The following is an 11,984-nucleotide window of genomic DNA, read 5'->3' as shown; positions in this document are numbered from 1 at the left end:
ATAATAGGAAGTTGCGTTCCTTTTTTTATACAATCATATAAAAAAACTGCCGCCAGTGATAGAATTTTCTATCACCAACAACAGATATTGTAGAACCATTTAAAAATTGATTAAAAGTTAGTACGTCTTCGGTGACCGGTGTTAATCGACTAATAAGTTGTTGATAACTTTCGTGAGTGGGACCAATTTTGTGGTTGGCGGGCATGGGGTGGAAAGTGGTCGGTGGCATATCGCTAATCGTGCCATCCGGATATTCCCAATAGTGAGTTGTTTGACCATTAATCGTTTCAACCACTTCAACCGGCGTGTCTGAATGCAAATCGAGCGCCAACCAGGCCGCGTGATGCTTAGCCTGTTGTTGACGTCGTTGTTCTTGAACGGCGGGGTCTGTTGGCGGTGCCGTGATTGTGAAGCCAACCGTTGAATTAGCGGTTTGTGCGCTTACGATGGATTGAGTGCTTAATAAACTGAACATGAGTATTAATAAGGCTAACTTAAACATGGGTAAGAACTCCCTTCTGATACTTATGATAACGATTTCATACTTAATTATATAATTTCAAACTAATGATAATCAATTGATAAACATTATAAAAATCTTGAATAACAATTAATTTTAGGAGATTAAGTATTGTGAAATGTAAATAGCAACTGAAAAGAAGCGTTTTCATAATGAATATTAAAAAATAAGAAATCATAAAAACACTAAAATTACGAGATGAGTCGCTTTAATCGTCGGCAATATATGGTAGAATTAAACAAAATGGATAAGTAGTGACTGAATTAGAAAAGGGGTTTACACATGATTGATAAAAAACAAGTCCAGCATGTCGCTGAACTTTCTAAATTAGCCTTTAGCGATGCTGAATTGGCTCAGTTCACGGATCAATTAGCCGATATTATGAAGATGACTGATGAATTAAACGCAGTTGATACAACGGGTGTCCCCGTGACGACTCACGTCAATGGTTTACAAAATGTCATGCGTGACGATATCGCACAAACGGGTCCAAGTCGCGATGTCTTGATGCAAAATGCACCAGATTCAGCCAACGGTTTATTAAAAGTACCCGCAATCATGGACAAGGAGGAAGCTTAATCTTGAATTATTTATACGAAGATTTAGAGAGCTTACACGCTAAACTAGTGGCTGGTGAACTAACGGCCAGTCAATTAGTCACTGAAACAGTCGCCCAAATTGAAACGACTGACCAACAAGTCGATGCCTTTTTACGGGTTGATGCAGAAGGCGCACAAGCCGCTGCCGCTAAAATTGATGAACAACCAATCGATGTGGCTAATTTATTAGCCGGCATGCCAATTGGGATTAAAGATAATTTATTGACGGACGGCGTTATCACGACTGCTGCCAGCAAGATGTTAGCGAACTTCAAACCCGTTTTTGACGCAACGGTCGTTGAAAAATTAAAAGCCAAAGAAGCCATCATGATTGGTAAAACCAATTTAGATGAATTCGCAATGGGTTCATCAACTGAAACCTCCGCCTTTAAAAAGACGAAGAATCCTTGGGACTTAACGAAAGTCCCTGGTGGTTCTTCAGGTGGTTCAGCGGCAGCCGTTGCTTCTGGTGAAGTCGTTGCAGCACTCGGAACGGATACCGGTGGTTCGATTCGCCAACCCGCTGCTTTTAACGGGATTGTGGGAATCAAACCAACATATGGTCGTGTTTCACGTTGGGGCGCGATTGCCTTTGCTTCAAGTTTAGACCAAGTCGGCGTTTTCAGTCGCAACGTGGCGGATAACGCTACAGTTTTGGAAGCGATTAGTGGGCATGATGAAAAAGATAGTACCAGTGCCAACTTGCCTGTTCCCAATTACCGGGCTGCTTTAAATGGTGATATTAAGGGCATGAAGATTGCGGTTGCTAAAGAATATATGGCTGAAGGGGTTGAACCCGGCGTTAAAGCGCAGATTGAAGCGGCGATTGAAACCTTCAAGTCGTTGGGCGCAACCGTCGATGAAGTCAGCTTGCCACATTCACAATATGCGGTCCAAACTTATTACATTATCGCTTCAAGTGAAGCTTCTTCAAACTTGTCACGTTACGATGGTATTCGTTATGGTTATCGTTCACCAGAAGCTAAGACCTTAGAAGAAGTTTACGTGAAATCACGTTCTGAAGGCTTTGGCGATGAAGTTAAACGACGGATTATGCTCGGGACGTTCGCTTTATCATCAGGTTTCTACGATGCTTATTTCAAGAAGGCTGGTCAAATGCGGACTTTAATTATTCGTGATTTTGAACAAGTTTTTGCGGATTACGATTTAGTAGTCGGTCCTACAGCACCAACAACGGCCTTTGAATTAGGCGATAAAGTCACTGATCCAGTCACAATGTATATGAATGATATTTTAACGATTCCAGCGAATATGGCTGGGTTACCAGCGATGTCAGTGCCAGCTGGTTTTGCCGATGGGATGCCAGTTGGTTTACAAATTATTGGGAAAGCCTTTGATGAAGAAACTGTTTATCGTGCTGGTTATGCCTTTGAACAAGCCACTGATTTTCATCAACAAGTTCCTAGTTTTAAAGGAGGCCAAGCCTAATGAATTTTGAAACAACCATTGGTTTAGAAGTCCATATCGAATTAAAGACTAACTCTAAGATGTACAGTCCTTCACCCGTCAATTACGGTGCTGAAGCCAATACGAATACCAACGTGATCGACTGGGGTTATCCTGGGACGTTGCCAACGATTAACAAAGGCGCTTATACGTTAGGGATGATGGTCGCAACTGCGCTTCACGCCAACATTGCCCGGGATACGCATTTTGATCGTAAGAATTATTTCTATCCTGATAATCCGAAAGCTTACCAAGTGACGCAATACGAACAACCATTGGGTCAAGATGGCTATATCGAAATTGACGTTGATGGCCAACAAAAGCAAATTGGGATTGCTGAACTGCATATTGAAGAAGATGCCGGTAAAAACACCCATGGCACCGATGGCTACTCATACGTCGATTTAAACCGTCAGGGGACCGCTTTAATTGAAATCGTTTCAAAACCTGATATGACGACGCCTGAAGAAGCCTATGCTTATCTTGAAACCTTACGTCAAATCGTTCAATTTACGGGCGCTTCTGACGTTAAGATGGAAGAAGGTTCGATGCGGGTTGATACCAACATTTCGATCCGGCCAATCGGTGCGACGAAGTATGGTGTTAAGTCTGAATTGAAAAACTTGAACTCCTTTAACCACGTTCGTTTAGGGTTAGCTTACGAAATTAAACGCCAAGCAGCACTTTTAATTGCCGGCGAAACAATCCGGCCTGAAACGCGTCGTTTTGATGAAAAATCAGGCGAAACATTCTTGATGCGGGTTAAAGAAGGGGCCGATGATTATCGGTACTTCCCAGAACCCGATTTACCACCAATGCACATTAGCGATGACTGGTTACAAGAAGTGACCGATCATTTACCTGAAATGCCTGCTAAACGACGTGCCCGCTACGTTGATGAATTAGATTTACCAGAATACGATGCTGGTATTTTAACCAACACCAAAGAAATGTCAGATTTCTTCGAAGCGGCAGTCAATGATGGCGCAGCGCCTAAACAAGTCTCTAACTGGTTGATGGGTGAAGTGAATGCCTATTTAAATGATAAACAAATTGATTTACAAGAAACAGCCTTAACACCAGCACATTTGGCTGAAATGATTAACTTAATTAAAGATGGTGTGATTTCTTCGAAGATTGCTAAAAAAGTATTCCAAGAAATCATCCAAAATGATACTGATCCAAAAGCTTGGGTGGAAGCTAAGGGCATGGTGCAATTATCAGATCCTGCGCAATTAAACCCAATCATCACCGGTATTTTAGATGATAATCAACAATCAATTGATGATTTCAAAAACGGGAAAGACCGGGCCGTTGGTTTCTTAGTCGGTAAGATTATGAAAGAAACCCGTGGTCAAGCAAATCCGAAAGTGGTCAATGAATTATTGATGGCAGCATTAAATAAACGATAATTTAACGATTGATAGGAGATTCATATGCAAAAACGGGCACGATTGATCTATAACCCAACTTCTGGCCATGAAGTCATGAAACGAAGTGTGGCTGACATTCTAGCTATTCTAGAACAAGCGGGTTATGAAGCGAGTGCGTATCAAACAACTGCAGAACCAGAATCAGCTAAACATGAAGCAACACGGGCCGCTAAAGACGGTTTTGCGTTGGTCGTCGCGGCTGGTGGTGACGGCACGATTAATGAAGTCGTCAACGGGATTGCCGGATTAGATAAACGTCCCATGATGGCGGTGATTCCAGCGGGGACGACTAACGATTACGCGCGGGCGCTTAAGATACCGCGGGATAATCCGGTTGATGCGGCTAAAGTCATTCTTAAAAACGAAACGTTGAAGATGGACATCGGGCAAGCCAATGACAAATATTTTATGAACATTGCCGGTGGGGGATTCTTAACTGAACTGACCTATGAAGTCCCATCTGATTTTAAATCCATTTTTGGTTATTTAGCGTATATCGTTAAGGGTGCTGAAATGTTACCCCAAATTAAACCGATTAAAATGCATTTGGAATATGACGAAGGGGTTTACGATGGCGAAGCCTCATTGTTCCTACTCGGTTTAACGAATTCGGTCGGTGGTTTTGAACAGATTGCCCCTGACGCGCAATTAGATGATGGCAACTTCTCATTAATCGTCGTTAAGACGGCGAATATGGCTGAACTACTGCACTTGATGGCGTTAGTCGTTAAAGGTGGGAAACACGTCAACGATCCACGGGTTATTTATACCAAGACCTCTAAATTAGTCGCCCGTCCGATTGAAAGTGATCAGATGATGATTAATTTGGATGGCGAATATGGTGGCGATGCGCCAATGACGTTCACCAACTTACAACAACACATTGAAATGTACGTCAATAAAGAAGCGATTCCGGATCACGCAATTACCACGGAAACGCCTGAAGAATTACTAGCTGAGAACCAATTCGTCAAGGAAGTCGAAGAAATTTCGAAAGAAGATATCGACGGCGATGGCAAAATAGGTTAAACTAGATAATTAACAATCGCAGAAAAATCTGGTATATGCAAAGGCTTATACCAGATTTTTTACACAATACAAAAAGAGGTTACTATGAAAATTAATGCACCTGTTCGTAAAAATGAAACATTAACCGTTGATATTATGGATTTAACGTACGAAGGAATGGGCGTTGCCAAAATTGACAACTACCCTTTGTTTATCGAAGGCGTTTTACCCGATGAACAAGCCGAAATCGAAGTGATAAAGGTCAATAAACAATACGGTTTTGCCCGCTTAGTCAAGTTATTGAAGAAGAGCCCCGACCGTGTTGAATCTAAAGCAAATGTTTACTCACAAACTGGGATTGCGCCATTACAACATTTGGCTTACCCAGCCCAATTAGACTTCAAACGGAATCAAGTTTTGAACGTCTTCCAAAAAGCTCATTTAGAAATCCCAGTTGAACCTGTTTTAGGGATGGAAAATCCAACTGGCTACCGGAATAAAGCGCAAGTGCCTGTTCGTTTTATCGATGGTCAATTGATGACCGGTTTCTATCGGAAACACAGTCACCAAGTGATGCCAATGGAAGATTTCTATATTCAAGATCCTAAGATTGACGAAGCGATTAAAGTGGTTTGCGATATCTTACGTCGTTTCTACATCGATCCTTACAATGAAGATACACATAAGGGTGTTTTGAAAACCATCATGGTTCGTCGCGGTTATTACAGCCACGAAATGATGATTGTCTTCATCACTCGGAGCAAACGATTGCCAGCCGCTCGCGAAATTGCGATTGAAATCAAAAAAGCATTACCAGAAGTCGTTAGTATCATGCAAAACGTCAATGCCGCTCAAACGAACGTTATTTTTGGGGATGAAACGAAATTAATCGCTGGTCGCGACTTTATTCGCGATGAATTAATGGGCTTGAAATTTGAAATTTCAACGCAATCATTCTACCAAGTTAATCCACTTCAAACAGAAGTCCTTTATCAAAAGGCCATTGAAGCCGCTGAATTAACGGGTAACGAAACCGTGATTGATGCTTATTCAGGAATCGGGACGATTTCATTAGCCGTTGCGAAGCATGCGAAGAAGGTTTACGGTGTCGAAGTCGTTGAATCAGCCGTCTTAGATGCCCGCCACAATGCTAAAATCAACGAGATTGACAATGTTGAATTTACATTAGGCAAAGCTGAAGAAGTCATGGCTCAATGGCAAGCAGACGACCTAAAAGTCGATGCTTTAATTGTTGACCCACCACGTAAAGGCTTGGAAAGCAGCTTTATCGACGCTGTCGGCGAATTAAAACCCGCTAAGATGGTTTACGTCAGCTGTAACCCAGCAACCTTAGCGCGTGATTTAGAGCTATTAGCAGCGCAAGGTTACCATGCTGAATGGACACAACCCGTCGACATGTTCCCACAAACGTTACACGTCGAATCAGTGACTAAATTAGTTCGTCAATAATCAAATAACGAAGTAAACACCTTAATCGCTTGTCGATTGAGGTGTTTTTTATTTTCTTGAGAAAAATCGGCTGAATGGTTTAAAACGTCAAATGATGACAGTTAGATTTGATAGACTACGTTTATTAAATATAGATAAGGAGCGGATAAATCATGGCCATCAGCAGCAATCAACGAGTACTTGAAGTTATTTTACGAATGCTGAAAGGTGAAACCGTCACATTTGACACTTGGCAGCATCATTACGAAGATGGCAAATCAAAACGGACTTTTCAACGAGATATGCGAGACATCACGGCAGCTTTAACCGAAACCAATTTTAAATACGATTTGGTCCGAAAACAGATCCGACCACAGTTGCTAACTGAAACAACCCAGTATAGTCTGGTGAGCGAAATGACGGCGAATCGATTAACAGATGCGATTGCAATTGGTCAGATTGTGATTGCTAGTCGAGCGTTGTCTAGGACTGAATTAACCAAATTACTGACCACTTTAGTGCAAGGTTTGTTACCAATCGATCGGGATTAATTTAAACAAGCCATCCAAATGGCGCAACAAAGTTATTTACCGTTAGCCAATCATCCCGTTATTTTAGAACGAATGGCTCAAATTCTGACGGCGATTGCTGAACATCAACGGCTGACGTTTGATTATCAGACTGGCGAGATTGGGGATCCCGTTAAAAAGCACGTTGCGCAACCGGAAACGTTATTTTTCGATAATGCTTATTTTTATGTGGCGATGTGTCGAGAGCATCAAACCAAGTATTTACTGTATCGTTTGGATCGAATTGTTGATATCACGGCCGTTCATGCAGGTGATTGTCATCGAAAGATGAATCATTATTCGTTGCAAGATTATCGAAAACAGACCTATTTATTGGCGATGGGTGATTTAACGACTTTTAGGTTTAAATGTCGGATTAACCCTCAGACTGCCTTGGACCGGTTTCCAGAATCAAAAATGATTCGTCAAACAGGGGACAATGAGGTCTTAATTGAAGCCCGAGCTTATGAAGACGGCGCTATGTTGTGGTTGTTGGGTCAAGGTGCGAATATTGAGGTGGTTTCGCCAACATCATTTGTCCCAAAATTTCGCGCTAATTTAGTGGCTACACTTGAACAATATTAAGATTATCAATTGAAGAAATAAAAGAGGAGTGTTTTAAAATGGCAGATTGGATTCAAGCAATTGGGGTTGTTATTTCATTATTAATCGCAGGTATTCGGTATTATCAAGTGAAAAAGAATACGGCTTTGGAATCAGTTAAGCAAATGTTGAATTTGTTAGATGAGTTCGATATTTTAGTGGACGATAATTTTCGGTTTAAGGTTTCTGAAAGTGTCGTGACTGATAAAAAGGAAATGATTGCTGATTATCAATATATGCAACAAGAAGTTATCACTTATGAAGCTGAATTTAGAAATGATTTAAAAGAGTTATGGCGGAACATGAGCGCCGCGAGTTTCGTGATGTTTAATTGGGAAGCTAAGGGGAATACAGCCAATTCTGTCAGCGATACGTTAAATAATGCAGCGGTTGTTCAACGGCAACTTAAGAATGTTTTACATGCCGTCCAACAAAATGAAATGGGTGATATTCAAAAGATTAAGAATATGGCAGCCAAATCCCTATTAGTTTTTGCCAAGGACTTAACCCAGCTAGCCGTTAAAGAAAAATTAGTACACGACGGCGAAACGCTTAGCCAGCTATATTCATCTTTGGCTTATTACGTTGGTCCTAATCAGGAAATTATTAAGTTGATTGAAAAATATTTGGATCAGGAAAAGAAATCCGTCACAACAATCACTGAATTGTACGATGCGAAATCTGATGAGATTAAAAAAACATTACCAATTACACCGGTTCAAAAACAGTTATATCAAGCTGTTTATACACAAAAAAATCACTATATCAAAGTAGACAGTGAAAAATATAAAGAACAAAGGGAAGAACACGATTGTAAAGCGCTAATTCGTAATGCTGCAAAAAGTTATTACTTGATTGGACAGAAAAGTGGTCTCCAAGTCAGTCGGAAAGGGAATAGTTTTATTTTTGAAAAAGAAATTAAAACACCTAAAAAAGCTAAAAAGGTCAGTAAAGAATAATCGTTAATGGTTAGCGCGATCGATGATTAGTTTGAACAGATTAAATTGTTACCAACTGATTGTGCTTCTCAGTTAAGATTTGTGGTAGTCTTATTTTTGAAGAGAAATGTCAACGCTAAAATTATGCGATAATTGGTTGAAAATATCTGTATAGGGTAGTAGAATTTATTAAAGACACAATATGTTGTGTCTTTTTTTATTTGGAGGCTACTAACGATGACAATTGAAGCAACAGTTAATATTGATAAATTGAACCAAGATATTCAACAATTTCCAGTGATTTTTCCGATTACGCCTGACATGCAGATGACGTTCGACGGGATTTCACGGATGATTATGCTCGATCGCTATGCTTATAAAGATATTAGTGGCGAAACAATCACGGTCGGTGATTTAGTGGTGCTGACCACGAATCCGGATCCGACTTATCCAACCAAGGGGTTAGGGTTTGTGACCGCTATCGAAGGTGATCAATTGACGATTGCGGTCACACCAGATTATCGGAGTAGTTTAACTGATTCTCAAGAAGCTGCGACTGGGTTAGTGATGCGCGAACGGTTAGCGGTTGAAAAACCGTTAGAATTATTCTACGAACAAATTGCCAAACGGGTTTCAACCGAAATGGCACGCCAAGAAACAAAACACCAAGAGCAGACGCAACAAACGTTCTACAAATTATTGTTAAATCAAGATTTAATCCCGGCTGGTCGAGTGTTATACGGTTCTGGCACACAGTCGCAAGCGACTTATTTTAATTGTTATGTGATGCCATTTATCGCGGATTCACGCGAAGGTTTAGCCAAACACCGACAAGAAGTCATGGAAATTATGAGTCGCGGTGGCGGAGTCGGGACGAACGGATCAACATTGCGGCCGAAGGATACGATTGTCCGGGGCGTCAACGGTAAATCGTCCGGCGCCGTATCGTGGTTAAATGATTTAGCCAATCTAACCCAATTGGTCCAACAAGGCGGCAGTCGGCGTGGTGCGCAAATGATTATGATGGCGGATTGGCATCCCGATATTTTTGAATTTATTTTATCAAAGATGCAAAATCCAGATGTTTTACGTAAAATTCAAGCGGAAAACACGAATCCGATTATCAAACAATTGATTGATGAAAAATTAGTTTTCACGCCACTTGATCCAGCTCAAAAAGAATACACTGAATTTCTATTGGCTAAGAAAACTGATTTACCGGCGGAACAAATCCAACGGTTACAACAGAAGTTAACCTTAAATGGGACTTACGACGTGCGCGATAAGGACTTTTTGTCTGGCGCTAATATTTCGGTCTGCATCACTAAAGAATTCATGGACGCGGTGATTAGCGATGGCGACTATCAATTACGCTTCCCTGATGTGGCCCATTACGATCAAGCCGAAATGCAGGTTTATGATACGCAATGGCAAGACTGTGGCGATGTGCGCGAATGGGTGGCTCAAGGCCACGCGGTGCATATTTATCAAACCATTAAAGCCCGCCAATTGTGGGATTTGATCACGACTTGTGCGACTTATTCAGCAGAACCTGGGATTTTCTTCATCGACAATGCCAATGCCATGACCAATGCGACGGCTTACGGTCAAAAGGTGGTTGCGACTAATCCGTGTGGTGAACAGCCGCTAACCCCCTATTCGGTCTGTAATTTAGCGTCAATCAATTTGGCCAACATGGTGAATAAGCAAACCCAAACGGTTGATTTCGAGAAGTTAGCGCAAACCGTGAAGAATAGTGTGCGGTTCCAAGATAATGTGATTGATGCGACGCCGTATTTCTTCGATAAAAATGAAATTCAAGCGAAGCATGAACGCCGGGTTGGTTTGGGTGTGATGGGCTTAGCTGACTTGTTGATTGATTGTGGTCAAAAATATGGTTCTAGCCAAGGCAATCGATTAATTGATCAAGTTTTCGAAAAAATTGCGGTGACAGCTTACGAAACTTCAGTTGAATTGGCCAAAGAAAAAGGGATTTTTCCATTCTTAGTCGGTAAAACTGAAGCAGCAACTCAAGCATTACGCCATCGTTTTATCGAAACCGGTTATATGCGGCAAATGCCAGAAACATTGAAAGCCGATATTCTAAAATATGGGATTCGGAATTCGCATCTCTTAACCGTCGCACCAACGGGTTCAACGGGCACGATGGTCGGTGTTTCAACTGGTCTCGAACCTTACTTCTCATTTTCGTATTTTAGAAGTGGGCGGCTCGGTAAGTTTATCGAAGTTAACGCCCAGATTGTTGAAGATTATTTAGCCCAACATCCGGAAGCCGATGCGCAACACTTACCTGATTATTTTGTCTCGGCGATGTCCTTATCACCAGAAGCGCACGTCAGCGTGCAATGCACGATTCAACGCTGGGTCGATAGTTCGATTTCTAAAACAGTTAACGCACCACGTGGTTATCGAGTTGATCAAGTTTCGGATATTTACAAGGCACTTTACTTTGGTGGGGCCAAAGGAGGCACGGTCTACGTCGATGGCAGTCGTGATTCACAAGTTTTAATTTTGAAAGACGATGATCAAGCAAATGCGGATAGTCAAACGACTGCAACAACTGAATTACCAGTCGTCGATGAAAACGACCCACTCGCAATCGGCAATCCATGCCCAATCTGCAAAAAAGGCACCATCCAAGAAATAGGCGGCTGCAGCACCTGCACAAATTGTGGCATCCAACTAAAGTGCGGATTATAAAACTGAGCGCTGACTCAGCTGTTCAGCTTCTGAGTATAGCCTAGAATCTGACATTATGACTGGGTCTTTAGTCATAATGTCAGATTTGTAGCTAGACGGAAGAAGCTAGCTGAGAAGCGCGTTAAGAAAAAATAAGTGCTGACTGCACACGGGAAAGCTCTGAGCATTAGCCTAGTTCCGTGAATAAAGTCCGGGTTGTGGACTTTGTTTGCGAAACGTAGCTAAGCGGAGGAGCTTGTGTGCAGAAGCGCGTTAAAGAAAAATGAGCGCTGACTCAGCTGTTCAGCTTCTGAGTATAGCCTAAAATCTGACATTATGACTGGGTCTTTAGTCATAATGCCAGATTTGTAGCTAGACGGAAGAAGCTAGCTGAGAAGCGCGTTAAAGAAATAAGTGTGTTGCGTTGCGGTTAGCAACTGAGCATTAACAGAAAATCGCCGGTTATCTTGAACTTAAGATAATTGGCGATTTTAGGTTAAGCGGAAGTTGTTGCAACGCAGAAGCACGTTAAGGCAATGAGCGCTAACTCGGGTTGGTCAGGCTTTTGAGTAGTCGTCATGAACAATAACCAATTATCTTGGGCTTAAAGATAATTGGTTATTTTTTTTGAAGTGCAATTGTGATCGTCTTGGACGGTATTAATCAGTGCAAAATATGATGATTTCCGCTAGAATGAA

At 41.6% G+C, this 11,984-nt stretch carries 10 protein-coding genes; 9 read left to right on the top strand and 1 reads right to left on the bottom strand.

The genetic code is table 11. The features are described 5' to 3' along the window. Positions 1-25 precede the first annotated feature (25 nt). Positions 26-502 (bottom strand): hypothetical protein, encoded by a 477-nt coding sequence (locus tag LFUMFP_RS08550; RefSeq protein WP_106483467.1) that lies wholly within the window; start codon positions 500-502, stop codon positions 26-28. Positions 503-802: 300 nt separating this feature from the next. On the opposite strand from LFUMFP_RS08550, the gene gatC reads away from it, so the two are divergent. The 9 genes from gatC (at position 803) to LFUMFP_RS08505 (ending at position 11,307) form a co-directional block, all read left to right on the top strand. Next, positions 803-1,099: an Asp-tRNA(Asn)/Glu-tRNA(Gln) amidotransferase subunit GatC gene (gatC, locus tag LFUMFP_RS08545; protein WP_025083240.1), complete on the top strand. Its 297-nt coding sequence runs from the start codon at positions 803-805 to the stop codon at positions 1,097-1,099. 2 nt (positions 1,100-1,101) lie between these two features. Then, entirely contained in the window at positions 1,102-2,568 is a 1,467-nt protein-coding gene (gatA, locus tag LFUMFP_RS08540; protein ID WP_106483466.1) for an Asp-tRNA(Asn)/Glu-tRNA(Gln) amidotransferase subunit GatA, read from the top strand. Further along, complete coding sequence (gatB, locus tag LFUMFP_RS08535; RefSeq protein WP_025083238.1) at positions 2,568-3,998, top strand: Asp-tRNA(Asn)/Glu-tRNA(Gln) amidotransferase subunit GatB; 1,431 nt, start codon at positions 2,568-2,570, stop codon at positions 3,996-3,998. Before gatA ends, gatB begins: the two co-directional genes overlap by 1 nt. 24 nt (positions 3,999-4,022) lie before the next feature. Then, positions 4,023-5,048: a diacylglycerol kinase gene (locus LFUMFP_RS08530; RefSeq protein ID WP_025083237.1), complete on the top strand. Its 1,026-nt coding sequence runs from the start codon at positions 4,023-4,025 to the stop codon at positions 5,046-5,048. Positions 5,049-5,132: 84 nt separating this feature from the next. After that, positions 5,133-6,497, top strand: coding sequence for a 23S rRNA (uracil(1939)-C(5))-methyltransferase RlmD (gene rlmD / locus LFUMFP_RS08525; RefSeq protein ID WP_025083236.1), 1,365 nt, complete (start codon positions 5,133-5,135; stop codon positions 6,495-6,497). Between the two features lie 197 nt (positions 6,498-6,694). Further along, the gene (locus LFUMFP_RS09915; RefSeq protein WP_233210641.1) at positions 6,695-7,027 is read left to right on the top strand and encodes a hypothetical protein; all 333 of its coding nucleotides are present in this window, start codon (positions 6,695-6,697) and stop codon (positions 7,025-7,027) included. 18 nt (positions 7,028-7,045) lie between these two features. Beyond that, the gene (locus tag LFUMFP_RS08515) at positions 7,046-7,630 is read left to right on the top strand and encodes a helix-turn-helix transcriptional regulator (RefSeq protein ID WP_106483465.1); all 585 of its coding nucleotides are present in this window, start codon (positions 7,046-7,048) and stop codon (positions 7,628-7,630) included. A gap of 38 nt (positions 7,631-7,668) precedes the next feature. Continuing rightward, positions 7,669-8,607, top strand: a complete 939-nt coding sequence (locus LFUMFP_RS08510) for a hypothetical protein (protein WP_056950636.1) — start codon at positions 7,669-7,671, stop codon at positions 8,605-8,607. A 216-nt stretch (positions 8,608-8,823) separates the two neighbouring features. Further along, positions 8,824-11,307, top strand: coding sequence for a vitamin B12-dependent ribonucleotide reductase (locus LFUMFP_RS08505; protein ID WP_106483464.1), 2,484 nt, complete (start codon positions 8,824-8,826; stop codon positions 11,305-11,307). The last annotated feature ends 677 nt before the right edge of the window (positions 11,308-11,984 follow it).

The organism is Latilactobacillus fuchuensis (assembly GCF_900258455.1).
In the GTDB taxonomy this organism is placed as follows: Bacteria; Bacillota; Bacilli; order Lactobacillales; family Lactobacillaceae; genus Latilactobacillus; species Latilactobacillus fuchuensis.
The sequence above is the reverse complement of the archived record's forward strand: the minus strand, read 5'-3'. Positions and strand labels throughout refer to the sequence as shown.